The 24,498-nt window shown below is 74.2% G+C and carries 28 protein-coding genes; 21 read left to right on the forward strand and 7 right to left on the reverse strand.

The window, feature by feature from the left end; all coding sequences use genetic code 11:
• Window positions 1-7 precede the first annotated feature (7 nt).
• A complete protein-coding gene (locus ACFYNO_RS34620; RefSeq protein WP_388021499.1) occupies window positions 8-580 on the reverse strand; it encodes a hypothetical protein in 573 nt (190 codons plus the stop codon).
• A gap of 123 nt (window positions 581-703) precedes the next feature.
• Between ACFYNO_RS34620 and ACFYNO_RS34625 the strand changes: the two genes are divergently transcribed.
• The 4 genes from ACFYNO_RS34625 to ACFYNO_RS34640 all read left to right on the forward strand — a co-directional run bounded on the left by ACFYNO_RS34625 (window position 704) and on the right by ACFYNO_RS34640 (window position 6,195).
• A complete protein-coding gene (locus tag ACFYNO_RS34625) occupies window positions 704-1,408 on the forward strand; it encodes a response regulator transcription factor (RefSeq protein WP_388021500.1) in 705 nt (234 codons plus the stop codon).
• 65 nt (window positions 1,409-1,473) lie between these two features.
• Window positions 1,474-2,886, forward strand: coding sequence for an ATP-binding protein (locus ACFYNO_RS34630; RefSeq protein ID WP_388021536.1), 1,413 nt, complete (start codon window positions 1,474-1,476; stop codon window positions 2,884-2,886).
• A gap of 156 nt (window positions 2,887-3,042) precedes the next feature.
• The gene (locus ACFYNO_RS34635; protein WP_388021501.1) at window positions 3,043-4,620 is read left to right on the forward strand and encodes a cellulose binding domain-containing protein; all 1,578 of its coding nucleotides are present in this window, start codon (window positions 3,043-3,045) and stop codon (window positions 4,618-4,620) included.
• A 252-nt stretch (window positions 4,621-4,872) separates the two neighbouring features.
• Window positions 4,873-6,195, forward strand: coding sequence for a glycosyltransferase 87 family protein (locus ACFYNO_RS34640; RefSeq protein WP_388021502.1), 1,323 nt, complete (start codon window positions 4,873-4,875; stop codon window positions 6,193-6,195).
• Window positions 6,196-6,269: 74 nt separating this feature from the next.
• Here the strand turns inward: ACFYNO_RS34640 and ACFYNO_RS34645 are convergent, their stop codons facing one another.
• Window positions 6,270-6,686 carry an SsgA family sporulation/cell division regulator gene (locus ACFYNO_RS34645; RefSeq protein WP_388021503.1) on the reverse strand — a complete coding sequence of 139 codons (417 nt, stop codon included), beginning with the start codon at window positions 6,684-6,686 and terminating at the stop codon, window positions 6,270-6,272.
• Window positions 6,687-6,970: 284 nt separating this feature from the next.
• On the opposite strand from ACFYNO_RS34645, the gene ACFYNO_RS34650 reads away from it, so the two are divergent.
• The 8 genes from ACFYNO_RS34650 (at window position 6,971) to ACFYNO_RS34685 (ending at window position 14,608) form a co-directional block, all read left to right on the forward strand.
• A complete protein-coding gene (locus tag ACFYNO_RS34650) occupies window positions 6,971-8,434 on the forward strand; it encodes an RDD family protein (protein WP_388021504.1) in 1,464 nt (487 codons plus the stop codon).
• A 71-nt stretch (window positions 8,435-8,505) separates the two neighbouring features.
• Entirely contained in the window at window positions 8,506-9,234 is a 729-nt protein-coding gene (locus ACFYNO_RS34655; RefSeq protein WP_388021505.1) for an RDD family protein, read from the forward strand.
• A 79-nt stretch (window positions 9,235-9,313) separates the two neighbouring features.
• Window positions 9,314-10,033, forward strand: coding sequence for an endonuclease V (locus ACFYNO_RS34660; RefSeq protein ID WP_388021506.1), 720 nt, complete (start codon window positions 9,314-9,316; stop codon window positions 10,031-10,033).
• Window positions 10,034-10,188: 155 nt separating this feature from the next.
• Entirely contained in the window at window positions 10,189-10,839 is a 651-nt protein-coding gene (locus ACFYNO_RS34665) for a hypothetical protein (protein WP_388021507.1), read from the forward strand.
• A 58-nt stretch (window positions 10,840-10,897) separates the two neighbouring features.
• Window positions 10,898-12,508 (forward strand): hypothetical protein, encoded by a 1,611-nt coding sequence (locus ACFYNO_RS34670; RefSeq protein ID WP_388021508.1) that lies wholly within the window; start codon window positions 10,898-10,900, stop codon window positions 12,506-12,508.
• A 33-nt stretch (window positions 12,509-12,541) separates the two neighbouring features.
• Window positions 12,542-13,714, forward strand: coding sequence for a S8 family serine peptidase (locus ACFYNO_RS34675; protein WP_388021509.1), 1,173 nt, complete (start codon window positions 12,542-12,544; stop codon window positions 13,712-13,714).
• 60 nt (window positions 13,715-13,774) lie between these two features.
• Window positions 13,775-14,155 (forward strand): glyoxalase, encoded by a 381-nt coding sequence (locus tag ACFYNO_RS34680; protein WP_388021510.1) that lies wholly within the window; start codon window positions 13,775-13,777, stop codon window positions 14,153-14,155.
• A 39-nt stretch (window positions 14,156-14,194) separates the two neighbouring features.
• Window positions 14,195-14,608: a winged helix-turn-helix transcriptional regulator gene (locus ACFYNO_RS34685; protein ID WP_388021511.1), complete on the forward strand. Its 414-nt coding sequence runs from the start codon at window positions 14,195-14,197 to the stop codon at window positions 14,606-14,608.
• Between the two features lie 217 nt (window positions 14,609-14,825).
• On the opposite strand, the gene ACFYNO_RS34690 is transcribed toward ACFYNO_RS34685, so the two are convergent.
• Window positions 14,826-15,128, reverse strand: coding sequence for a hypothetical protein (locus ACFYNO_RS34690; protein ID WP_388021512.1), 303 nt, complete (start codon window positions 15,126-15,128; stop codon window positions 14,826-14,828).
• 90 nt (window positions 15,129-15,218) lie between these two features.
• Window positions 15,219-15,767, reverse strand: a complete 549-nt coding sequence (locus ACFYNO_RS34695; protein ID WP_388021513.1) for a hypothetical protein — start codon at window positions 15,765-15,767, stop codon at window positions 15,219-15,221.
• Between the two features lie 300 nt (window positions 15,768-16,067).
• On the opposite strand from ACFYNO_RS34695, the gene ACFYNO_RS34700 reads away from it, so the two are divergent.
• Window positions 16,068-17,108 (forward strand): hypothetical protein, encoded by a 1,041-nt coding sequence (locus tag ACFYNO_RS34700; protein ID WP_388021514.1) that lies wholly within the window; start codon window positions 16,068-16,070, stop codon window positions 17,106-17,108.
• 52 nt (window positions 17,109-17,160) lie between these two features.
• Here the strand turns inward: ACFYNO_RS34700 and ACFYNO_RS34705 are convergent, their stop codons facing one another.
• Entirely contained in the window at window positions 17,161-17,748 is a 588-nt protein-coding gene (locus ACFYNO_RS34705) for an isochorismatase family protein (RefSeq protein ID WP_388021515.1), read from the reverse strand.
• A gap of 245 nt (window positions 17,749-17,993) precedes the next feature.
• A complete protein-coding gene (locus ACFYNO_RS34710) occupies window positions 17,994-19,349 on the reverse strand; it encodes a nicotinate phosphoribosyltransferase (RefSeq protein WP_388021516.1) in 1,356 nt (451 codons plus the stop codon).
• A 152-nt stretch (window positions 19,350-19,501) separates the two neighbouring features.
• Between ACFYNO_RS34710 and clpS the strand changes: the two genes are divergently transcribed.
• The 6 genes from clpS to ACFYNO_RS34740 all read left to right on the forward strand — a co-directional run bounded on the left by clpS (window position 19,502) and on the right by ACFYNO_RS34740 (window position 22,701).
• Complete coding sequence (gene clpS / locus ACFYNO_RS34715; RefSeq protein ID WP_035848862.1) at window positions 19,502-19,795, forward strand: ATP-dependent Clp protease adapter ClpS; 294 nt, start codon at window positions 19,502-19,504, stop codon at window positions 19,793-19,795.
• Between the two features lie 68 nt (window positions 19,796-19,863).
• A complete protein-coding gene (locus ACFYNO_RS34720; RefSeq protein WP_388021517.1) occupies window positions 19,864-20,442 on the forward strand; it encodes a DUF2017 domain-containing protein in 579 nt (192 codons plus the stop codon).
• A gap of 47 nt (window positions 20,443-20,489) precedes the next feature.
• On the forward strand, window positions 20,490-20,912 hold the full coding sequence (locus tag ACFYNO_RS34725; protein ID WP_388021518.1) for a Mov34/MPN/PAD-1 family protein: 423 nt from the start codon (window positions 20,490-20,492) through the stop codon (window positions 20,910-20,912).
• Window positions 20,913-21,051: 139 nt separating this feature from the next.
• Window positions 21,052-21,156, forward strand: a complete 105-nt coding sequence (locus ACFYNO_RS34730; RefSeq protein ID WP_342795305.1) for a putative leader peptide — start codon at window positions 21,052-21,054, stop codon at window positions 21,154-21,156.
• A gap of 106 nt (window positions 21,157-21,262) precedes the next feature.
• Complete coding sequence (locus ACFYNO_RS34735; protein WP_388021519.1) at window positions 21,263-21,541, forward strand: MoaD/ThiS family protein; 279 nt, start codon at window positions 21,263-21,265, stop codon at window positions 21,539-21,541.
• Between the two features lie 191 nt (window positions 21,542-21,732).
• Window positions 21,733-22,701, forward strand: coding sequence for a PLP-dependent cysteine synthase family protein (locus tag ACFYNO_RS34740; protein ID WP_388021520.1), 969 nt, complete (start codon window positions 21,733-21,735; stop codon window positions 22,699-22,701).
• A 22-nt stretch (window positions 22,702-22,723) separates the two neighbouring features.
• On the opposite strand, the gene ACFYNO_RS34745 is transcribed toward ACFYNO_RS34740, so the two are convergent.
• Window positions 22,724-23,176 carry a type II toxin-antitoxin system PemK/MazF family toxin gene (locus ACFYNO_RS34745; RefSeq protein WP_388021521.1) on the reverse strand — a complete coding sequence of 151 codons (453 nt, stop codon included), beginning with the start codon at window positions 23,174-23,176 and terminating at the stop codon, window positions 22,724-22,726.
• A 154-nt stretch (window positions 23,177-23,330) separates the two neighbouring features.
• On the opposite strand from ACFYNO_RS34745, the gene ACFYNO_RS34750 reads away from it, so the two are divergent.
• Window positions 23,331-23,525, forward strand: coding sequence for a MerR family transcriptional regulator (locus ACFYNO_RS34750; RefSeq protein WP_388021522.1), 195 nt, complete (start codon window positions 23,331-23,333; stop codon window positions 23,523-23,525).
• A 209-nt stretch (window positions 23,526-23,734) separates the two neighbouring features.
• On the forward strand, window positions 23,735-24,481 hold the full coding sequence (locus ACFYNO_RS34755) for an MBL fold metallo-hydrolase (RefSeq protein WP_388021523.1): 747 nt from the start codon (window positions 23,735-23,737) through the stop codon (window positions 24,479-24,481).
• The last annotated feature ends 17 nt before the right edge of the window (window positions 24,482-24,498 follow it).

Here is a 24,498-nt window from a genome sequence, read left to right on the forward strand (position 1 = left end):
TCCGGGGTCAGCTGTTGTTCACCACCGTCTGCACGTCCGGCTCGTGGCCGTTCCAGGTGACGAAGACCGAGTTGGTGCTGGTGCCCTGGGAGAAGTCGATCCGCATCCACTGGTCGCCGTTCCACATCTGCATCTGCCAGCCCGCGTCCGGCACCGCCGAGACCAGCTCGGCCCGGTCCGGGTGCATGTCCAGCGCCACCCGGCCGCCCGGCACCAGGTAGCTGTGCACCGTGCCGGTGCCGCCGCCGCTCGGGGCGGCCGCCAGGGTGGAGCCGGCCGCCGACGGGTGCCGGGTCGGCGGCGGGGCGCTGCTGCGCGCCGGCGGGGTCGGCGCCACCTGCAGCGAGGCCGGCGCGCTGGCCGGGCCCTGCACGGTCGGCGCGGCGGGCGAGGACGGGGCCGGCGCGGAGGTCGACGGGGCGACCGAGGGCAGCGGCGTGGGGGAGTGGCGGGGCGGGAGCGCGGCCGGCGGCTCGAACGCGGCGTCGGAGAGCACCGCGTTGACGCCCAGCCAGGACAGCAGCACCGCGGCCGTGGTGGCCGCCGCCCAGGCACCCGTCTGAACCAGTCCGCTTCGCATCGACCGCCATCCTGCCGCATCGGCGGCCGGACCAGCTCAGCGGCCCTGAGCCGAGCGCCGCCGACAGCCGGGCGATTGAGCAAGGTTCTTGTGAAAAACCGGCATGCCGTACCGTGCAGGGCCATGGCAACAGTCCTGGTCGTCGAGGACGACCCGTTCGTCCGTTCGGCCCTGATCCGGCACCTGTCCGAGTCCGGGCACGCCGTCCGCAGCGTCGGCACCGCCCTGGAAGCGCTGCGCGAGGTCGCCCAGGTCGGCTGCGACCTGGTCATCCTCGACCTCGGCCTGCCCGACCTGGACGGCGGCGAGGCGCTGAAGATGATCCGCGGCCTGACCAACGTGCCGGTGATCATCTCCACCGCCCGGGACGACGAGGCGGAGATCGTCCGGCTGCTCAACGACGGCGCCGACGACTACCTGGTCAAGCCGTTCTCCGGCGAGCACCTGACGGCCCGGATGACCGCCGTGCTGCGCCGGCTCGGCGGCGGGATGGCCCCGGTCTCCCCGGTGCTGCGGGTCGGCGGGCTGGCCATCGACGTGCAGCGGCGCGAGGCGGTGCTGGACGGGCGGCCGCTCGACCTGACCCGCCGCGAGTTCGACCTGCTGGCCTTCCTGGCCGCCCGGCCCGGCGTGGTGGTGCCGCGCAAGGAGATCCTGGCCGAGGTCTGGCGGCAGACCTACGGCGGCGACCAGACCATCGACGTGCACCTGTCCTGGCTGCGCCGCAAGCTCGGCGAGACCGCCTCCAACCCGCGCTACCTGCACACCGTGCGCGGCGTCGGCGTCCGGCTGGAGGCGCCCGCCCCGACAGCGGAGCAGCGGCCGTGACCCGGACCGGCGGCGCCACGGGGGACGCGGGCGCGCCGCCGAAGGCCCGCCGCAGCGGCGAGCCGCTGCGCTGGGCCCTGGTCAAGGCGGCCGTCGCCGGGACGACGATGGTCGCGCTGGCCTTCCTGATCCCGCTCGGCCTGATGGTCCAGAAGACCGCCAGGGACCGGGCCTTCACCGCCGCCGACCGGCAGGCCGCCGGCCTCGGCCCGGCGCTGGCCATCACCACCGACCAGGGCGACCTGTCCCGGGCCCTGGCCAGCACCGACGCCGGCGCCCGCGGGCGGATCGCGATCCACCTGCCGCCCACCGACGGCGGCGCGGTCGAGGGCGCCACCATCGGCACCGGCCGGGCCAAGCCCGCCGACGTGGCCGGCGCCGGAGCGGGCCGGGTGCTCACCGTGGCCGTGCCCGGCGGCTTCGCCCGGCTGCAGCCGGTCGCCGTCAACCCCGCCCGGGTCGCCGTGGTCGAGGTCTACGTGGACGAGAGCGAGCTCACCCAGGGCGTCGGCACCGCCTGGCTGGTGCTCTCGCTGGTCGCGCTCGGCCTGGTGGCGATCGCCGTGCTGGTCGCCGACCGGATGGGCGGCCGGCTGGTCGGCGCGGCCCGCCGGCTGGCCGCCGCCGCCCGGGCGCTGGGCGCGGGCGACCTGGCGGTGCGGGTGCCGGTCACCGGGCGGGAGGCCGAGGGCAGCCCCGCCGAGCTGCAGGAGGCGGCCACCGCGTTCAACGCGATGGCGGACCGGGTGGTGCAGCTGCTGGCCGCCGAGCGGGAGCTGGCCGCCGACCTCTCGCACCGGCTGCGCACCCCGCTCACCGTGCTGCGGCTGAACGCCGCCTCGCTCGGCGACGGCGACGCGGCCGACGCCACCCGGCACGCGGTCGCCCAGCTGGAGCGCGAGGTGGACCAGATCATCCGCTCGGCCCGCCGGGCGCCGGCCGACGCGCCCGCCGTCACGGTCGGCTGCGACGCCGCCGAGGTGATCCGGGAACGGGTCGGCTTCTGGTCCGCGCTGGCCGAGGACGAGGGACGGACCTGGCGGCTCTCCGGCGCCGAGGCGGGCGCGCCGGTGCCGGTGCAGCGCGGCGACCTGGCCGCGGCCGTGGACGCGCTGCTCGGCAACGTCTTCCGGCACACCCCGGTCGGCACCGCCTTCTCGGTCGACGTGCTGGCCACCGAGCGGGCCGTGATCGTGCTGGTCGGCGACGCCGGGGTGGGCTTCGAGGACCCGTCGGCCGCGCTGCGCCGGGGCGGCGGGCACGGCGGCGAGGGGTCCACCGGGCTCGGTCTGGACATCGTCCGCAAGCTCGCCGAGGCGACCGGCGGGGACCTGGAGCTCGGACGGTCCGGCGGGCTCGGCGGCGCCGAGATCCGGCTGCGGCTGGGCGCCGGGGCGGTGCCCGCGGTGCCGCCCGCCCGGCGGCTGGGCCGGGGGCGGCGGCGCGGCGAGCAGGAGCGGGCCGGCGAGGCCTGCTGAGGGCGGCGGTTCCTTAACACTCGCCTAAGGGACGGCTACCCGAGCCTGAGCGGCCGGTACGTCCCGATATCGGCCCGCTAGCGTCAGCGGCGCCGGGTGCGGGCCCTCGGGTCCCCCGGCTCCTGACGCCGTTCGACGCCGTTCCGAGGAGTGCCGATGACCCAGCAGACCAGCCACCGACCCGGGCACCGCCGCCGCGGTCGCAAGGGCATGGTGATCGGCGCGAGCGCGCTCGCGGCGGCCGTGATCGCCGGCGGGGTGGCGGTGTTCGCCTCCAGTGCCAGCGCCGCCACCCTCGGCGCCGTCTACAGCCGCACCAGCACCTGGGACGGCGGCTACACCGGGCAGTACCTGATCAGCAACGGGGACACCGCGCCGATCGGCGACTGGACGCTCAGCTTCGACCTGCCGGCCGGTGCCAGCCTCTCCTCGCTGTGGAACGCCGTCTACACCGTCAGCGGGCAGCACGTCACGGTGCGGCCGGAGAGCTGGAACCAGCAGATCGGCGCCGGACAGAGTGTGGACGTCGGGTTCGTGGTGCAGGGGGCGGGGGCGGCCCAGGCAGAGCCGGGGAACTGCCTGATCAACAACGCCTCGTGCAAGGCCGGGAACGGGCCGACGCCGGTGCCGTCCGGGCGGCCGACCACGGCGGCGCCGTCGGCCGTTCCGTCGCCCACCGCTGCATCGCCCACCGCCGCGCCGTCGTCCGCTGCTCCGGTGCCCAGTGCCCCGGCCAGCAGTGCCCGGCCGACCCCCACTCCCACGGTTTCGGCCACGGCCACTGCTACGCCGACTCCCGTCCCCGTCCCCGTCGCGGGTGCCGGGTTCGCGCCGTACGTGGACACCTCGCTCTACCCGCCCTACGACCTGGCGGCCACCGCCAAGGCCAGCGGGGTGAAGAACTTCAACCTGGCCTTCGTGGTCTCCGGCGGCGGCTGCGTGCCCAAGTGGGGCGGCGTCAGCGACCTCGCCTCGGACGCGGTGGCGAGCCAGATCGGTGCGCTGCGGGCGCTCGGCGGCGACGTCCGGGTCTCCTTCGGCGGGGCCAACGGCACCGAGCTGGCCGGCGCCTGCGGCACCGCGGCCGACCTGGCCGCCGCCTACCAGCAGGTGGTCGACGCCTACGGCCTGACCAAGCTGGACTTCGACGTGGAGGGCGGCGCGCTCGGCGACTCCGCCGCCAACACCCGCCGTGACCAGGCCATCGCCCAGCTGCAGCAGACCGCCGCCGCCAAGGGCCGCGCCCTGGACGTCTCCTTCACCCTGCCCGCGCTGCCCACCGGCCTCACCCAGGACGGCATCAACCTGGTCGGCGGCGCCAAGGCCGCCGGGGTGAAGACCGGCGCCGTGAACATCATGGCGATGGACTTCGGCGACGGGGTGGCCCCCAACCCGAGCGGCCAGATGGGCACCTACGCGATCAACGCCGCCACCGCCACCCAGGCCCAGCTGAAGAGCGTGCTCGGCCTGAACGACGCGGACGCCTGGGCCAAGGTCGCCGTCACCCCGATGATCGGCGTCAACGACGTCTCCACCGAGGTCTTCACGGTCGCCGACGCCAAGCAGCTGGCCGCCTTCGCCGCCACCAAGCACCTCGCCTGGCTGGCCATGTGGAGCGGCACCCGGGACAAGGCCTGCGCCGGCGGCGCCCAGCCGAACGCCGATGCCAGCTGCAGCAGCATCGTCCAGCAGCCGCTCGACTTCACCAAGGCGCTGGGCGCCTACACCGGCTGACCCGGAGTCAGCCGCCGGCCGGGCCCGAGCGGCCCGGCCGGCCCCTCGTGGGGCGGCCCAGGACGGCCGGAAGTGTTCCCCACAACCTCCTGCACAGCACACGCCACGGCCGCACCCCTCCGGTATGGTCGTTGGCTGGTCGACCGGGCCGTCGGGATGGAGCGGGCAGTGACAGTGGCGCAAGAGGACCAGTGGACGGCATCCGCCGGTCCCCGGCCCGATCCGTCGTCCGCCACCGGATGGCGACAGCGGGTGACCGTGCCACTGCGGGCGGTGCAGGAGGCTCCGCGCGGGCCGGTGCTCGCCGCCGGCGCCTTCGCCCTCGTCTCGCTGCTCTGCTACGCGGTGGTCCGGCACCTGCTGCACTTCCCGATGGTGGACATGGTCGTCTACCGCGCGGAGGGCTCGGCCGTGGTGCACGGCGACGACCTCTACGCGCTGCGGGTCGGCCCGTGGGACCTGCCGGCCACCTACCCGCCGTTCGCCGCGATGCTCTTCGCGCCGACCGTGCTGGCCCCGATCGGCGCGCTGCGGATCCTGGTCACCGGGGGCAACATCCTGCTGCTCGCGCTGGCCGGGCTGCTCTCGTTCCGGCTGGCGGGCTGGCCGCGCCGGCAGCTGCGGCCGGTCGGGGTGCTGGTGGTCGCCGGGGTCGGCGTCTGGCTGGAACCGGTCTTCACCACGCTGCGGTACGGGCAGATCAACCTGCTGCTGCTCTGCCTGGTGCTCTGGGACCTCGGGTCCGGGCAGGAGAAGGGCCGGCGGGGCGTCGGCATCGGGATCGCCGCCGGGATGAAGCTCACCCCCGGCCTGTTCGCGGTCTACCTGCTGCTCACCGGCCGGATCCGGGCCGCCATCACCGCCGGACTGACCTTCGTTGTCACCTTCGTGCTCGGCTCGGTCGTGCTGCCGCACGCCACCTGGGGCTTCTTCACCAAGTACCTCTACGACTCCTCCCGGGTCGGCCGGACCCAGATCGTCGACAACCAGTCACTGCGCGGGGCCGTCGCCCGGTTCCTGCACCACGCCAACCCCGGCGCCCCCGCCACCCTGCTGGCCGCCGCGGTCGCGGTGGCCGGGCTGGCCACCGCCGTCTACGTCTGGCGCAACGAGCACTTCCTGCCCCGCCCCGAGGCCTGGGGCGCCTGCTGCACCGCCGTCACCGCGCTGCTGCTCTCGCCGATCAGTTGGACCCACCACTGGGTCTGGTGCGTGCCGCTGCTGGTGCTGCTCGCCGCCGAGGCCGACACCGAGCGCACCAGGCCCGCGCTGCTGCGGCACTGGCGGTGGCGGGCGGTCTTCGGACTGACGCTGCTCGGGTTCCTCTCCTTCGCGATGTGGACGGTGCCGCACAAGGGCCTGCCGAACTACCGGCTCAGCCTGCTGCAGCAGGTGCCCGCTGCGCTCTACCCGCTGATCGGGCTCTGCTTCCTGGTGCTGGCGGCGCTGCGGGTGCGGGCCCGGCGCCGGTCGGCGGGAGAGCGGACGGAGTTCCGGATCGGCCGGCAGCGCACCGCCGAGCCGACGGTGCGGGAACTCGCCGCCCGGGAGCAGCGCGCCCCCGCGGTGCGCTGAGGCCGCGGGCGGGACGCGGGTGTGGCCGACCGCGCTCGGCGGCGCTGTGCTCGGCGGCGCCGTGCTCGGCGGGGTCACGCGAGGAGGTCGGCGAGCGATCCGTCCAGGTCCAGCACGTTCAGCTCGCTGCCCGGCGGCACCAGGCGGTGGCAGCGCTCCAGCCACGCGGCCACCACGGGGAGCGGTGCCTCCAGCAGCGCGTCGCCGCCCGGCGAGGTGAGGGCGAGGCAGAGCACGCTCTGCCGGCCGTCCCGGGTGGGCCAGATCCGCACGTCCCCCTGCCCGCACGGGCGGAAGGTGCCCTCCACCAGCAGCTCCCGGGAGAACACCCAGGTCACCGGGGTGCCGGTGTCCAGGTGGAAGGTGACGTGCACGGCGTACGGGTCGTGGCTGCCGTAGGACAGCCGGGCCGGCACCGGGACGCTGCGCTCGGGGGAGAGCACCAGCTTCAGCTGCAGTTCCTGCTCCACCACGCTGTGCTGGGTGTCCATGGCGATGGTCCTCTCTCGGCGAGCGGCCGTTGTGGCCGCTTCACCTGGAGAGAGGGCGGGGGCGGGAAGCTCTTACACACATTCCGGGACCGATTTCCGGAGAATCACCAACTTCAGCCGACCCCTGGCCGAAAGGGCTACCCTTTGTGACTGCCCGGCGACGTGGCGTGCGCCCCGCCGAGGTCTCAGGAGAGTGGATCTGCATGTCGGACCAGATGTCGGACGGAGCCCCGAGGGTACCGAGCCCGGGCGCGGACCCGGGGGAATGCGCGCTGCCCGGGTGGGTGTCCTACGGGAGTTTCGACCAAGGCCAGGGGTACGGCGGGGCCGCTGCGGCGGTTCCGGCCTATCAGGGGGCCGTCGCGCAGAGCGCCGTCCCCGCGCCCGGCTACTACCCGGACCCCTCGGTGCCCGGCTTCGTCCGCTACTGGAACGGTGACGCCTGGACCCCCGGCACCAGCCGGCCCGTCCCCGCCGACGGCGAGGTACTGGCCACCCCGCGCTTCGCCGACCGGGTGCCCCGCCCCGGCGGCCGCTACATCCCGCCCCCGGCGATGCCGCAACGGGAACCGGCCGGCGCGGTCGACGGCGTCGACGGGGCCGACCGCGTCGGTGTGGTGGAGGAGACCGGCCCGATCTTCCTCGACGAGCCCGGTGCCGGTGCGGTGTTCACCCTCGGCCCCGACGCGGCCGCCCACTGGGGTGCGGCCGAGGCGGATCCCTCCGTTCGGGTACCGGGCACACCGCTCACGGGGTCACCCGTCCGGGTAGCGGATCCGGGTACCAGCGCCCCCGCCCCCCGCAACGGCTGGCATGCCGACCCGCTGGAGCAGCGCGGCCTCATGGAGACCGGCCAGGCGCCGCGCTGGGTCACGTGGGGGATGGCGGAGGAGGGCGATGGGTGTGAGACGTCGGGCGGGTCGACTTTTGGGGCTGATGGCGCCTCGGGTGGGCTGGACTTTCGGGAGCAGGAGGCGGGGGACGGCTCGGCGTGGAGCGAAGAGTCGGGCTGGTCGACTTCTGGGGAGGAGGCATCTTCGGCTTCGGTGACTTCTGGGGGCTCCCCCCTCGGTGCTGAGAAGTCGGCCCCATCGACTCCCGATGCCTGGGTCACTCCCATCCCCGCAGAGTCGACCAGGCCGACCTCCGATGCTGCCCCTGCGCCCGCTCAGGAGCCGACCCCACCTCTCGCCGCCCCCCAAAAGTCCACCCCGCCGACTTCCCGCTCCACCTCCGCCAGCCCCACCAAAGCCGTCGCCCGCACCCCTGTCGCCCACCCCGCCCCCGTCCGGGCGCGGTTCGGGCGGCGGCTGCTCGCGCGGCTGGTCGACACCGTCCCCCTGCTCGCCGTCGCCGCCGCCGTCGGGGTGCCGCTGGCCGCGCAGACCACCGCCTACCTCCAGCAGAAGCTCACCCAGGCCCGGGCGCTCAGTCAGCTGACCCGCCGTGAGGTGGACGTCTGGCTGATCGACGGCACCGTCCTCGGCCGGGTCGCCCTGCTGCTCGGTGCCGTGCTGCTCGCCGGGGTGCTGCTGGAGGTGGTCCCCACCGCCCGGACCGGACGCACGCTGGGCAAGCGGCTGCTCGGCCTGCGGGTCGTCAGGACCGGTACCCGGCAGCCTCCCGGCGTCGGCCGGGCCTGCGGCCGCTGGCTGCTCGCCCAGTTCCTCCTGCTCACCGTCCTCGGTGTGGCCGGCGCGGCCGCGTGGCCCGACCGGGCGGCCCGGACCACGGTGGTGCGCGGCTGAACGGCCATCAGTTTGTCCGAAACGGTCTAGAAATCCTTAGAAGATACGATTTCCGGTGATCTACTGCTCGTATGAGCAGCTATGACCCTTCGAGCGCCGATCCGGAAGGAGGCGGCAAGCCCTCCTTCGAGAAGCAGCCGCCCACCCCCGCCGACAACCCGTCAGCGCCGCCGCCCCCGCCCGCCAACGGATCCCCGTACGACCCGCAGGCCCCGCACGACAGCACCCGGGCCAACGGCACCGGCCCCGGCGGCTACCAGGGCAGCTACGGCGGCTCCCCGTACGACCAGCCCCCCGGCCAGGGCGCGCCCTACGGCCAGCAGCCCTACGGCGGCGACCCCTACGGCAGCGGCGCCCCCGCGGGCGGTCCGACCGCCGGCATGCCCCCGCTGGGCACCTGGCCGAGCCGCATCCTGGCCCGGGTGATCGACTACGTGATCATCCAGGTGATCGCCTTCGTCCTGGTCCTCCCGTTCACCGGCTTCGGCAACCGCGACGGCTGGACCGGCGGCGTCTGGCTCTTCTACGTGATGTACCTGATCTACGAGGGCGTGATGCTCTCCCGGGACGGCCAGACCGTGGGCAAGAAGGTGATGAACGTCCGGGTCGCCACGCTGGCGGACGGCTCCCGCCCGTCGACCTCCGCCGCCTGGACCCGGGCCGCCGTCTACACCCTCCCCGCCGTGCTCTGCTGCGGCCTCTGGTGGCTGGTCAACGGCCTGTTCGGCGTCTTCGACAAGCCCTACCGCCAGTGCATCCACGACAAGGCGGCGAAGACCGTGGTGGTCTCCACCAACTGACGGCCCCGCCCGGCACGACGCGGGCCACCCGCTAGCGTGGCCCGCGTCGCCGTGCCGTCAGCCGCCCCGGGGGAGCACCATGATCACGCCCATCGACCTGGCCGCCTGGCCCGCCACCGAGGCGGCCGCCCTGGCCGAGCAGCAGCGGCTGCGCCCACTGGTCGTCCCGCACGGCCCGGCGCCCGCCCCCGGCGCGCTGGTGGCCGGCGTGGACGTGGCCTACGACGACGAACGCGACCTGGTCGCCGCCGCGGCCGTGCTGCTCGACCTCGACACCCTCGCCGTGGTCGAGCAGGCCACCGCGGTCGGCCGGGTCGCCTTCCCCTACCTCCCCGGCCTGCTGGCCTTCCGCGAACTGCCCGCCGTGCTCGACGCGCTGGCCCGCCTCACCCGCCGCCCCGACCTGGTGGTCTGCGACGGCTACGGCCTGGCCCACCCCCGCCGGCTCGGCCTGGCCAGCCACCTCGGCGTGCTCACCGGCCTGCCCACCCTGGGCGCCGCCAAGACCGCCTTCACCTTCACCAGCACCGACCCCGCCCCCGAACGCGGCGCCTGGACCCCGCTGGTGGACCCGGCCGACGGCGCCGAGGTCGGCCGGGCCGTCCGTACCCGCACGGGGGTGAAGCCGGTCTTCGTCTCGGTCGGCCACCTGATCGGGTTGTCCGAAGCGGTCGACTGCGTGCTCGCCCTCACCCCCGCCTACCGCCTCCCCGAGACCACCCGCAGGGCCGACTCGCTCTGCCGTCGGGCGCTGGCCGAGGCCGGAGCGGCCCCGGAGTCCGCGCCCGCCGGGTCGTGACCGGCCGTGCGGGTGGTGGACACGGGGGGTTGGCGTTGCGTTGAATACTTGGGAGGCTTGAACGCCCAGGCAACACCGCAGCACCGCAACACCGCCGACCCGGAGGACCGGTGACGGCAGACGCCAGAGGAACGCGGACGGGGGAGGCGCGAACCGTGACCGACAAGGGGAGCGTGAGCGGCACCGGGTACCAGGTCGAGGTGGACAGCCTGCGGGCCTTCGCCGGCCAGGTCAGGAGCCTGCTCGCGGAGTTCCAGGCCTCGGCCGACGGCAAGACCGCACACGCCAAGTCGGGCATCGGCCGCGGCTCCTTCGGCGAGTTCGCCGAGGCCACCGCGCTGCACGACCAGTACGACGTGATGCGCGACGGCCTCAAGGACGTGCTGATCGCCCTGCACCAACTCATCGACGAGGCCCAGCAGAAGGCCGACCTGACCGCCACCAACTACGAGGAGCAGGAGCGGGACACCACCCAGCGCCTCAAGGTCACCTCGGACGGCTGGTCGGTCGGCAGCCCCGCCACCACCGTCTACGCCGCCTCGGCGGCGGGCGGTGCCGTGGCCGGCGCCGCGGCGGGCCGGTCGGCGGCCCGGCGGACCGGCGCGGCGGGGGTCCCCGGCGGTGCCGTGGAGGGCGGCGCGGTCGACGGTGCGGCGGTTGACGGCGCGTCGGCGGGCGGTGCGGCGGTTCCGGTGGCCGAGGGCAAGGGGAGCAAGAGCGGAAAGCCCGGTCGCGCCAAGCCCGCCCCGGGGACGGGCACGGGCCCGACCACGGCGCCGGACGGGACGGAGCTGCCCTCGTGGTGACCACCCGTCAGCCGATCACCAGCAGCCGCAAGGCCGAGAGGACAGGGGGCGACCCGTCGTGAGCAGTAACGTGACGGACTTCAGCGGCTACAGCCACGCGCAGCTGCGCACGATGGTCGAAGCCCTCAACTCCGGTGACGTGATGTCCGCCAGCGACCCCTGGCGCCGGGCCTCCGACACCCTCAAGCAGATCCGCACCGCGCTGGGCATGGCCTCCGGCGACGCGACGCAGAGCTGGCAGGGGACGTCGAGCGACGCGTTCTACTCGGCGATGACCAAGCTGGCGAACAACGTCAACAACACCGCCGCCTACGCCAACGACGCGGCGAACACGCTGCAGATGATGTCCGAGGCGATCGACCAGGCGAAGCACGACATGCCTGAGGAGCCCGGCTTCTGGGACCAGGTCGGGAACGCGGTCTCGGACACGTTCGAGAACGCGATCGGGAACCAGAGCGACGCCACCCAGATCCCGATCACGGATCAGCGCAAGGCGCAGGCCGTTGCGGTGATGCAGACGCTGGCGAACAAGTACCGGACGGCGGTGCCGGTGCTGAAGCCGCCAGGGCTGGACATTCACGGAGAGCAGGACGTTCCGCCGCCGGACCCGACCGCCGCAGCCGCGCTGAGCGCCTTCGTGATGGGTTCCGGACTTGGCGCGATCGGCGGCTACTCGACTGCTCCGGAGACCACGCAGGCCGTCTCCCGTGCCGTGGTGGCATCCAGCAGCCCGGCTCCGGCGCCCCGGCAGATCGCGGCCCCGGCCAGCTCTCCGGCACCTGCCGATTCCGGCATCGCCGGAGGTGTGCCGAGTGCCGCTCCCAAGCCGCCGCGGTCCGCTGTCGTTGGCGTCGCCCCGGCCGGGGCGGGTTCGTCCGCGCCGGGTCCGTCCACGCCGGTGAACGTGTCCGCGCCCGCGGCCCCCAGCACAGTGGGCGCTTCGCCCGCGCAGCTCGCCGCTCCCAGCGCCGGCACCGGCCTGGACCACACCGCGCTGGCCCCCAGCGTGCCGGGGGCCGGCCCGTCCGGTCTGCCGAGCGGGCCGGTCGGTGGAAGTGGAACGCCCAAGAGCGGCACGCCCTTCGGCCTCGGGACGGGGTCCGGCCGGCTGCCGTCCTCCAGTGACGGGTTCGACGCGCCGTGGCCCAAGAACGGTGAGGGCTCCCGGGGAACCGGTGGTGGCCGAGTCGGCCCGGTCGAGGGCGAGGAGGGCGGCGGCGCGGGGCCCGGCCGACGCGGGGCGTTCTCCGAGCAGGGGGGTTCCACGGCTTCCGGGCGTGGTGTGTTCGCAGAGGAGGGCGGGTCGGCGGCTTCCGGGCGCGGTCTGATCGGCGGCGAGGCCGTCGGTCGGGGCACCGCGAGTCGACGGCGCCCGGGTGGTGCCGTCGGCGAGGGAGAGATGCCCTTCGAGTCCTCCCGAGGCGCTGCGGGCAAGGAGGAGTTCACCAGGGGCGGTAGCGGACTCGGTGCCCGCAGCCGGATCATGGCGGAGGCCGGTGCCGAGGAAGCCCGTGGTGAGGGCATGGGTACGGGAATGGGTCTGATGCCGGGTGAGGCACGGGACACCAAGCGGAAGAAGAAGCGTCAGGGCGAGCGGGCGGACTACCTGGTCGAGGACGAGGAGACCTGGGTGTCGGATCAGGACGCCACGCCCGGCGTGGTGGAATGAGGCGCCGATGACGAGGAGTGGGGAGTAGCGGTCATGACCAGCAGGCGGCCGATACGGGGCGTGGCCGCCCTGGCAGCGGGGGCACTGGTGTGGGGGATGGCGGCCGGTCCGGCCTGGGCCGACAACATCCGCGACCAGCAGTGGGCGCTGCAGGCGTACAAGGCGTCCACGAACGTGTGGCCGATCAGCGAGGGCGACGGTGTCACGGTTGCGGTGATCGACACCGGCGTGAACGCGAGCCACCAGGATCTGACGGGCCAGGTTCTGTCCGGCGCCGACTTCTCGGGAACGCAGGGCGATGGGCGCACGGATGACCAGGGGCACGGGACGGGGATGGCCAGCCTGATCGCCGGCCACGGGCACGGTGACCAAGCCGGGGTGATGGGCCTCGCCCCCAAGGTGAAGATCCTTCCGGTGCGGCTCGCATTGTCCGAGGTGGGCGACGTCCAGGCGGCCCAGGACGACAAGTTCGCCGACGCCCTGCGGTTCGCGGTGGACCACGGCGCGAAGGTCGTCAGCATGTCGATCGGCGGGCCCATGCGGACCAATCCGGCCGACCGAGCGGCGGTCAACTACGCGCTCTCCCGGGACGTCGTGCTGGTGGCCGCGAGCGGAAACCTCACGTCGACCGTGGCGTATCCGGCAGCGTTTCCGGGAGTGGTAGCCGTCGGCGCGATCGACCGGATGGGCAATCTCTGGGCGAAGTCGGACCAGGGGCCGGAGCTGACCCTGGTGGGACCGGGCGTCGGCATCACCGTCGCCGGCAACAAGTCGTCCACCGACTACGGCTATTCGGACGGCACCTCCGACGCCACCGCCTACGTCTCCGCCATCGCCGCCCTGGTCCGCTCGAAGTACCCCAACCTCACCGCCGGCCAGGTGATCCGACGCATGATCACCTCCGCTGCCGCGCCGCCCGACCACAGCCAGGTGCCCAACGACCGCTACGGCTACGGCATCGCCTCGCCCTCCAAGTCGCTGGCCGACAACCCGGCCGTCGACAACGGGCCCAGGGACAACCCGCTGCTGAGCCGGGTCGAGTCGCAGGGCGCGCCGGACTCGCTGGCGGCCGCGCCGACGCCGGCCGCCGCAGCGGCGGGCACGGGGGGCGGGACGACGGTGTGGCTGTACGCGGCCGCGGCGGTGCTGGTGGTGCTGATCGTGGCGGGGGTCGCCGTGCTGGTCCGCCGGGCGGCGGGGCGCTGAAGATCGGAGACGATCGAAAGGCCTGGTGCGGACCGTCGGGCCCCGGTTAAGGTCGTGCACATGTCTGACGAACCGGTCTTCACCGCCCTGCACCACGTCCAATTGGCGATCCCGCCGGGGGCGGAGCCGCTCTGCCGCGAGTTCTGGGGCGGGGTGCTCGGGATGGCGGAGCTGGCCAAGCCGCCGGTGCTGGCGGCGCGCGGCGGGTGCTGGTTCCGGGGCGGCGGGCTCGAGGTGCACCTGGGCGTGGAGGAGGACTTCCAGCCCGCCCGCAAGGCGCACCCGGGCATCCTGGTGCGCGGCCTGCCGGCGCTGGCGGAGCGGCTGGAGGCGCACGGGCACGAGGTGCGCTGGGACGGCGAGTTCCCGGGGCACGACCGGTTCTACGCCTTCGACAAGCTGGGCAACCGGCTGGAGTTCCTGGAACCGCACGGGGCCTGACGCCGGGTCGGGGCCGGTGCCGAACCGCAGGGGGTACTGATGACCACGTTCGCGCCGGCTCCGCCGGAGCCGCTGCCGGCCGACCTGTTCGATCCGCGGGCGCTGCCGAGTCCGATGCCGATCAAGCTCGGCGACAAGTGGGCCTGGTTCGTGCTGCGCTGCCTGGAGCCGGGGCCGCGGCGGTTCTCCGAGCTGCGGGTGCCGCTGCACTGGGTGACGCCCAAGGTGCTGACGGCCACGCTCCGTTCGCTGGAGCGCGACGGGCTGCTGACCCGGACCGAGTTCGAGGAGAACCCGCCCCGCGTGGTGTACGAGCTGACGCCGTTGGGCCGGTCGATGTTCGGGCCGATGAACGCGGTGTGCGCCTGGGCCGGCGACAACCTGGCGCCGCTGCTGGCCGCCCGGGCGGCCCATGGTGGGGCGGAGGACCGGGACGGGCCCGATCCGGTCTGAGTCGAGGCGAACCCCCGTTGCCCCCGTCGGTCTGCCCCGTCGGTCTGCTCCGCCGATCTGCCCCCGCCGATCGTGGTGCCCCCGCTACCCCCGCTGCCCCCGTTGACCCCCGTGGGGCCCCCGTTGTGTCCCCGTTGACCTGCCGTGCTCGCGAGCTGTCGGCGCGCTGGTCGGACCGCTTGTGGCGTCGACCGCCCCGCCGCCGTCGTGCCGCCGGTCAGACGACCAGTTCGCGGGCTTCCAGGTAGGTCCGCACCACTGCCATGCCGTAGACCGGCTGGATCAGCTGCTGGCCCTTGAAGAACGGCCGGGCGGGGGCGAAGCCCGCCGCGACGAGCAGTTCGCGGATCTCTGCTATCTCCGCCTCGGAGCGGGCCGTGAAGCGGACCTCCCAGCCCTTCTTGTACGTCGAACCCCGCTCGCCGGCCCGGCGGGCGGGGTCTGGCCGCCGGACGTAGCCGGGTAGCCGGCCCAGGCGCAGCTGAGCCGCGCTCAGACCTGATGTTTCGTCATATCGCATGCCCTGATGGTAGGCAATGCTCGCGGGCCGCTTGGTGCGAGAGAGGAATCCGGGACAGTGGCCCGGATCACACCGGGGGCGGGGGCGGGTTCAGGCCGCCGTGGTGTGCGCCCGCGCACGCTCGGCGTCCAGCGCGCGCAGGGCGGTGCGCTGGGTGAAGGCGAGCAGGCCGAGGGTGACGGCGCCCATCGCGACCGCGAAGGCCAGGTGGGCGGCGGTGCCGTCGACGGCGACGCCGACCGCGGCCAGCGCGGCGTGCGAGCCGATCCGCAGCGCGAGCAGGCCCAGCGCCAGGAACCGGGTCCGCTTGCCCTGCCAGAGCGCCTTGGCCAGCTTGAGCCGGCGGCGCATCAGGGTGAGCGAGAGGGCGATGTTGACGGCGGCCAGCGCCACCAGCGCCGGCCAGGCGGAGGGGTAGGCCTTGATCAGGTCGTAGGCGCAGGCGAAGACCGACTCGAAGCCGAAGTACCAGGTGGGCAGCCGCAGCTCGGACAGGTCCTCGGGCAGCGCGGCCAGGTGCTTGGGCAGCGCCGGGGCGGCGGGCGCCCCGGCCTCGGCGGCGGTCCCGGAGGCGGGGACGGCCGGGCCGGTCCCGCCGATCTCGCCGATCTCGCCGATCTCGCCGATGGTCCCGCTCATGGTCCCGCTCATGTCCGTCGCCCCCGTTCCCCCGGCCCCGCGCCCTCCGCCCCGCCGGTGACACCGATTCTGCTCCACGCCGGGCCGCCGCGGCAGCGTGCGGCATCACCGGTCGGTCATGACGGATGTCATGGGTCGGCATCATGAACGATCGTCAGAAGCAAGGAAAATGCTCCCAATTACTCCGAATGAGTGAGGGTATGCAGACTTTAGTGCGGGGACGTCCCGGTTTGACGACGGTTGCGTAACGGTGCGTCAGTGCGTGACTCCGGCGACCGGGTGACGGGGGAGTGTTGTCGCATGAGCTACCAGACGCCCTCCGCCGCCCTGTCCCTCGAAGAACTGGCCCGCCGCCAGCAGAACGTGATCACCGCAAGTCAGTTGCGAGCCCGTGGAGTTCCGTCCCGGGTGGTGAGCGAGCACTGCCGCCGGGGCGGGCCCTGGCAGCGGCTGCTGCCCCGGGTCTACCTGCTGCAGGCCGGCACCCCGACCCCCGAGCAGCGGATGTGGGCCGCGCTGCTCTACGCGGCCCAGAACGGCCGGGAGGAGGGCTGTCGGGCCGGTGCGGTGATCACCGGCGCGGCGGCCCTCGCGCTCTACGGGTTCACCGGCGTGCCACGGCTGCCCGCGGTCACCGGGGTGCAGGTGCTGGTGCCCCGGCAGCGCCGGCTGCGCGACGCCGGGGAGGTGCGGATCCAGCGCACCGCCCGCGAGTTGGAGTCCACCGACGTCCACGGGTTGGCCTGCGCGCCGGTGCCCAGGGCGGTGGCGGACGCGCTGCGCGAATGGACCGACGGCGGGGTGCTGGAGGCCGGCCTGCTCGGTCCCGCGGTGCTCCGCTCGGTGCTGCGCGAGGCCGTCGCGCCGAGCGGTCCGGCGGGGGAGCGGGCCGCCGCGCCGGCCGAGCTGATCGCCGAGCTGCGCGAGGCCGAACTGCTGGGCGAGCCGCGGATCCGGGCGGCGGTGGACGAGCTGCTGGCCGCCGAGCGCGACGAGGTGCTGGGCGGGCTGCTGGAGCTGGCCGCGGCCGAGCTGCTGCCGGTGCCGCTGGTCGGCCCGGAGCTGCGGATGCGCGGCGGCACCTTCGTCGCCGTGCCGGACGTCTACTGGCCCGAGCAGGGCGTGGCGGTGGAGCTGGACTCGGCGCTGCGCTGCCTGAGCGAGGGCGAGGCGGCCTGGGTGCGGGCCGGGCAGCACCGGATGGAGTACCTGGGCGTGCGGCTGGTGCACCTGACCGGCGGCCAGCTGGCCGCGGACCCCGCCGCGGTGACCGAGCAGTTGCGCACCGCGCTGGTTTCGGGCGGCGACGACCTGGTGGAACTGCTGGTTACCGAGGGGTGAGCGCCACTTCTCCGAGACCCGCCCCGCCCGGACCCGCCCCACCGGCACCCCGTCAGCTCAGCACCGGCTCCCCGGCCAGCTCCACCCCGGCCGCCCGCAGCTGCTCCAGCGCGGCGGCCGTGGTCCCGGCCGCCACCCCCGCCGTCAGGTCCAGCAGCACCCGGGTGGCGAAGCCCTCGCGCACCGCGTCCAGCGCGGTGGCCCGCACGCAGTGGTCGGTGGCGATGCCGACCAGGTCCACCGCGTCGACCCCGTGCCCCCGCAGCCAGGCGGCCAGCGTGTCGCCGTTCTCGTCGAAGCCCTCGAAGCCGCTGTAGGCGGCGGCGTGCGCGCCCTTGGAGAAGACCGCCTCGATCGCTCCGGAGGTGACCGAGGGTGCGAAGTTCGGGTGGAAGCCGACCCCCTCGGTGCCCGCCACGCAGTGCGGCGGCCAGCTGTTGACGAAGTCCGGCTCGGCCGAGAAGTGGTCGCCGGGGTCCAGGTGGTGGTCCCGGGTGGCGACCACGTGCAGGTAGGAGGCGCGCTCGGTGGCGATCAGGTCGGTGATCGCGGCCGCCACCTCAGCGCCGCCGGCGACGGGGAGGCTGCCGCCCTCGCAGAAGTCGTTCTGCACATCGATGACGATCAGGGCCCGGGACATGGCGTGCTTCCTCGCTGGCGTTCAGGTGTTGGGAGAGTGGGGCGGCCACTCGGAGTGGTGGCCACTCTAGGGAGTGCCGGTGGAGGGCGGAAGAGGCGGCCACCGCCCTCCGGTGGCGGGCTGCCGCCCCCCGCGCGGCAGCCGACCGGTGGCGGGTGGCCGCCCTGTGGCCGCCTCTGGTCCACAGCCTGCACCGCGCCCGCCGTTCCCGCCCGCCGGCGGGTGCGGTGCAGGCTGTCGAGCCGTCAGTCCAGCCGCAGCTCGGTCGGCAGCACCGGCTCGCCGCGGGAGAGCTGGGTGGCCGAGAGCGGCAGCGCGGACCGCGCCCGCCGGTGCCGCTCCCGGGCGGCCGCCAGCGGCTCCCGCCCGACCGGCTCGCCGCCGCGCACCAGCGGAACCTGCAGCAGGTGGCCGGCCAGGTCGGCGGGCACCTCCCCGGTGCCGACCACCTCGGCCTCGGCCACCCCGTCGGCGTCCGGGCGGCGGGCCGCCCACTTGCGCCCGCCGACGCTGGTCTTGCCGCCGGCCGAGCGCTTGGCCACCGGCACCAGCGGCGCGCCCGGGTCGGCCGAGGCGGCCCGGGCGACCAGCTTGTAGACCATCGCGCAGGTCGGGTGCCCGCTGCCGGTGACCAGGCTGGTGCCGACCCCGTAGCCGTCCACCGGCGCGGCGGCCAGCGCGGCGATCGCGTACTCGTCCAGGTCGGAGGTGACGATGATCCGGGTCTGCCGGGCGCCCAGTTCGTCCAGCTGGCGGCGGACCCGGTGGGCCAGCAGGGTGAGGTCGCCGGAGTCGATCCGGACCGCGCCCAGCTCCGGCCCGGCCACCTCGACGGCGGTGCGGACCGCCTCGGCCAGGTCGTAGGTGTCCACCAGCAGGGTGGTGCCGGTGCCCATCGAGGCGATCTGCGCGGTGAAGGCGTCCTTCTCGCTGTCGTGCAGCAGGGTGAAGGCGTGCGCGGCGGTGCCGGTGGTCGGGATGCCGTGCGCGAAGCCGGCCTGCAGGTCGGAGGTGGCCGCGAAGCCGGCCAGGTAGGCCGCCCGGGCGGCCGCCACGGCCGCGCTCTCGTGCGCCCGCCGGGCCCCCATCTCGATGCACGGCCGCTCCCCTGCGGCGGCCGTCATCCGGGAGGCCGCGGCGGCCACCGCGGAGTCGAAGTTGAGGATGGAGAGGATCACCGTCTCCAGGATCACCGCCTCCGCGAAGCTGCCCTCGACGGTCAGCAGCGGGGAGCCGGGGAAGTAGACCTCGCCCTCCGGGTAGCCGGTGACGTCGCCGGAGAAGCGGTAGTCGGCCAGCCAGCGCAGGGTGGGCTCGTCCACCACCCGCTGGTCGGCCAGCCAGTCCAGCTGGGGCGTGGTGAAGCGGAAGTCCTCGATCGCGTCGAGCATCCGGCCGGTGCCGGCCAGCACGCCGTAGCGCCGGCCGTCGGGCAGCCGCCGGGTGAAGACCTCGAAGACCGAGCGGCGGTGCGCCGCTCCGCTGCGCAGCGCGGCCTGCAGCATGGTGAGCTCGTAGCGGTCGGTGAGCAGCGCGGTGGTGCCGGCTGTCGGCGAGGTGGGCGCGGCGGAGCGAGCCGCCGCCAGTGCCTTGGCGTCCATGGAGATGATGCTACTACCACTTAGCGTCAGTTTGACGATTTGGTCCGCCGAACGCCGGGTCGGAATCGCTCCCGGGTCCCTCGGATGGCAGCATGGGAGGTCAGAGACCCCCGGCCGCCGGCCGGAGGAGACCCCCGTGAGGAGACCCCGCCGTGAGTGTCGCGCCGGCCGAGATCGAACGCCCCGAGGCCGAGAGCCTCCCGGTGGCGGAGCCGGACACGCCGTGGGTGACGATCGTCCACAACGATCCGGTCAATCTGATGAGTTACGTGCTCTACGTGTTCCAGGCCTACTTCGGCTACCCGAAGGAGAAGGCCCGCAAGCTGATGATGGACGTGCACACCAGGGGCCGCGCCGTGGTCTCCAGCGGCACCCGCGAGGAGATGGAGCGGGACGTCCAGGCGATGCACGGCTACGGCCTGTGGGCCACCCTGCAGCACGACTGACGCACCCTCACCCCGCATCCTTGACCCACTGACCGACAGAAACGCGAACCGGGACGGTAGTTGCACTGATGGCTGGCTTGTTCGAGCGGACCCGCGACGGCGGCACGGCGATCGCCCTCGACGAGGTGGAGGCCGACATCCTCCGCTCGCTGGAGGTGCAGATGCTGGAGCTGATCGGCCCCGGCCCCGGCGGGGACGCGCACGAGGACCCGCTGGCGGCGCTCTTCGCCGAGGGCCCCACCGAGGCGCCGGCCGATCCGGCGCTGGCCCGGCTCTTCCCCGACGCCTACGGCGAGCCGGGCGAGGCGGCCGACCAGCAGACCAAGGCGGCGGCCGGCGAGTTCCGCCGCTACACCGAGCTCGACCTGCGCGCCCGCAAGCGCGAGGACGCGCTCTTCGTGGTCCGCGCGCTGGACGGCCTGGGCGGCCAGGGCGGGGTGCTGCGGCCGGAGGGGGAGGAGCGGACCCGCTGGCTCGGCGCGCTCAACGACCTGCGGCTGACCATCGGCGCGCGGCTGGAGGTCACCGAGGAGGACGAGCAGGGCCTCTACGACCTGCCGGACGGCGACGAGCGCAAGCCGCTGGTGATGGCCTACCTCTGGCTCGGCGCGATGCAGGAGTCGCTGCTGGAGGCGATGGCGGGCTGACCGCCGGGCCCGGAAGGGCGTCGGACGGCTGCCCCTATCCTGACGGCATGCTGACCATCACCCGAGAACTGCGCGACGCGATCGTCGCCCACGCCCGCGCCGACCACCCGGACGAGGCCTGCGGGGTCGTCGCCGGACCGGCCGGCAGCGACCGCCCGGAGCGGTTCATCCCGATGCTGAACGCGGCCCGCTCGCCCACCTTCTACGAGTTCGACTCGCAGGACCTGCTGAAGCTCTACCGGGACATGGACGACCGGGACGAGGAGCCGGTGGTGGTCTACCACTCGCACACCGCCACCGAGGCCTACCCCTCGCGCACCGACGTCAGCTACGCCTCCGAGCCGAACGCCCACTACGTGCTGGTCTCCACCGCCGAGGGCACCGGCGAGGACGACCCGTACCAGTTCCGCTCGTTCCGCATCCTGGACGGCGTGATCACCGAGGAGGAGGTCCAGGTCGTCGAGGCCTGAGACCCTCCCAGGCGGCGGGCCCCATGGGCGGCCCGCCGCGGTCCGTCCGTCCCGGTGTCATCTCAGGGGGCGACACGAAAACATCCGGTGAGTGAGACGGGCATGGAGGAATCCGGGCGGGAATCTATACGATGAGCCCATGCGTTCCGTCGATGTGAGCATCCAGGCCCCGGGCATCCGCCTCGTGGCGCGCCTGCACATCGACCTGTGCCGGCACGCCGCCGCGATCTGTCGCGACGCCTGAGCCGCCGCCGCCCCTCGCCGGGCTGCGGAACACCACGCCCCGGCTCACCGCCCGATTCCGCGCCGCGCCCCTGCGGCCCCACCACCACCTGCCCAGGAGCACAGCCATGGCCATCGAGGTCCGCATCCCGACCATCCTCCGCAGCTACACCGACGGCGCCAAGGCCGTCGACGGCAGCGGCGCCAACCTCGGCGAGCTGATCGCCGACCTGGACGTCCGCCACCCGGGCATCGCCGCCCGTCTGCTGGACAACGGCGAGCTGCGCCGCTTCGTCAACGTCTACCTCAACGACGAGGACGTCCGGTTCCTGGAGGGCATCGGGACCGACCTCAAGGACGGCGACAGCGTCACGATCCTCCCGGCCGTGGCCGGCGGCTCGAAGTAGAAGCAGGGGGCCGCCGACGGTTGGGGGCGGCGTCACGGCGCCCGGGCTCTCTCCCCCGGCCTTCGGCCGGGAGGTGCCCCCCGGACGGCTCCTCCTCAGTCGCCCATGCTCCGCAGGGAGTCCTCCGTCGGCGCCGCCCGGACCCGGCCCGGAGACCGCTCCCTCACCCACCCCCAACCGCCGGAGACCCCATGCGCTACGACAGCCCCCTCGAGGCCGTCGGCAACACCCCGCTGGTCCGCCTGCCCCGGCTCTCCGCCGCGATCCCGGGCAACGAGGCCGGTCTGGTGTCGCTCTGGGCCAAGCTGGAGGACCGCAACCCGACCGGCTCGATCAAGGACCGCCCGGCCCTGCACATGATCGAGCGGGCCGAGGCGGACGGCCGGCTCACCCCCGGCTGCACCGTGCTGGAGCCCACCAGCGGCAACACCGGCATCTCGCTCGCCATGGCGGCCAAGCTCAAGGGCTACCGGATGGTCTGCGTGATGCCGGAGAACACCAGCGAGGAGCGGCGCGAGCTGCTGCGGATGTGGGGCGCGGAGATCATCTCCTCGCCCGCCGCCGGCGGCTCCAACACCGCGGTGCGGGTGGCCAAGGAGCTCGCCGCCGAGCACCCGGACTGGGTGATGCTCTACCAGTACGGCAACCCGGACAACGCCGGCGCGCACTACGCGGGCACCGGCCCGGAGATCCTGGCCGACCTGCCGACCGTCACCCACTTCGTGGCGGGCCTGGGCACCACCGGCACCCTGATGGGCGTCGGCCGGTTCCTGCGCGAGAAGGTGCCGGGCGTCAGCATCGTGGCCGCCGAGCCGCGCTACGACGACCTGGTCTACGGCCTGCGCAACCTGGACGAGGGCTTCGTGCCGGAGCTCTACGACGCCGAGGTGCTGACCACCCGGTTCAGCGTGGGCTCCGCCGACTCGGTCCGCCGCACCCGCGAGCTCCTCGCCGAGGAGGGCATCTTCGCGGGGGTGTCGACCGGCGCCATCCTGCACGCGGCGATCGGCGTCGGCCGCCGGGCCGCGCAGGCCGGCGAGCGGGCCGACATCGTCTTCGTGGTGCCGGACGGCGGCTGGAAGTACCTCTCCACCGGCATCTACACGGCCGAGACCACCGAGCAGGCCGTGGAACTGCTGCAGGGCCAGCTCTGGGCCTGACCCCGCGGCACCCGACGCCTCGTCAACGGGCCCGTACCGCACGTTCGGTACGGGCCCAGGTCGTCGCGTCCAGCAGTCCGGCCCGGCGGCGGAAGTGCGTCAGCGGCACCTCGCGCAGCTCGTGGGTCTCCAGCCAGCTGGCCCGGCCCGCGCGGTCGCCGACCGTGCCCGGCGGAAGCGCCAGCACGCCCGGCAGTTCGGCGTGGTGCTTGCTGGTGATCTTGGCCACGGTGGCCGTCCGCCCGTGCACCGAGAGCACCAGGCAGGGCCGGTCCTTGCTGCCCGGGCCGTCCTCGAAGGGCACCTCGGCCCACCAGATCTCCCGGGGCGCGGGCGTTCCGGTGCGGGTCCCGGTCGGCGGCGGCACCCGCCGCGGGGGCTCGACGGTGGTCCGGGAACGGCGGCCGACCAGCACTGCCAGCCCGATCAGCACCAGCAGCACCAGGCCGAGCAGCGGCCACATCGCATGGTTCATGCGATGACCGTACCGGTGTGACAGTTGAGCATTTATCCGTACCGGGCAGCTCTTTCGTCACGGAACCGCCACCGCGCCCGGCGCGTCCCGGGGCCCGGCCCCCGCCCCGGTTGGCTGGACTCCCCGATCGAGCCTCGCCACCCGGAGGTCCCCGGTGAGCCAGTCCAGCGCCGAAGCGTGGTCCTACCCCGAGATCGCCCGGCACATCGGCGTGCAGCCCGACACCGTGCGCAGCTACCGCCGGCACGGGCTGCTGCCGGAGCCCGACTTCGTGGACGCCGGCGGGCATCCGCGGTGGTACCCGGAGCGGATCCGGGAGTGGGCCAGGCGCCGTCCCCGGCACCGCTGACCGGCTCCCGCACAGCTGTCCGGCGGCCCGGAGCCCGGCACCGCGCGCACGCCGCTCCGTTCTGGTGATTCCAGCCACAGCCCGGCACGGGGACGGGGGCAAAGTGCCGTCCCGCCCTTACCCTCAACAGGCGACCGCTGCCGCTACCCGCCGGTGTGACCCGGCGGTAACCGGCGTGCGCGGACTGGGATCCGGCGGAGGGGCACGGGATGAAACTGACTGTGGTGGGTTGCTCCGGAAGCTTCCCGTCGCCCGATTCCGCCTGCTCAAGCTACCTGGTCGAGGCGGCCGGATACCGGCTGGTGCTGGACCTGGGCAACGGCGCGCTGGGCGCGCTGCAGAGCCACACCGGTCTCTACGAGGTGGACGCCATCGCGCTCAGCCACCTGCACGCCGACCACTGCATCGACCTGTGCGCCTACTGGGTGGCCAGGAACTACCGGCTGGAGGGCTGCCCGGAGCCGCTGCCGGTCTACGGCCCCGCCGACACCCCGGGCCGGCTGGCCCGGGCCTACGACATGCCCGAGGCGCCCGGCATGACCGAGGTCTTCGACTTCCGCACGCTGCCCGCCGGCCCGTTCGAGCTGGGCCCGCTGCGGGTCACCGCCGTGCGGGTCAACCACCCGGTGGAGGCCTACGCCTTCCGGATCGAGCACGAGGGCCGCTCGCTGGTCTACTCCGGCGACACCGGGGAGAGCCCGGAGCTGGTGGAGCTGGCCCGCGGCTGCGACCTCTTCCTCTGCGAGGCCGCCTACACCGACGGCAAGGAGACCTACCGGGCGATCCACCTGAACGGCCGGGAGGCCGGCGAGCACGCCGCGGCCGCCGGGGTCGGCCGGCTGGTGCTCACCCACATCCCGCCGTGGACCGACCCGCAGCGCAACCTGCACGACGCCGAGGTGGTCTTCCGCGGCCCGGTCGAGCTGGCCAAGGCGGGCGCGGTCTACCAGGTCTGAGGAATGCCACAGGGGCC

It is taken from the genome of Kitasatospora sp. NPDC006697 (assembly GCF_042869935.1).
GTDB lineage: Bacteria > Actinomycetota > Actinomycetes > Streptomycetales > Streptomycetaceae > Kitasatospora.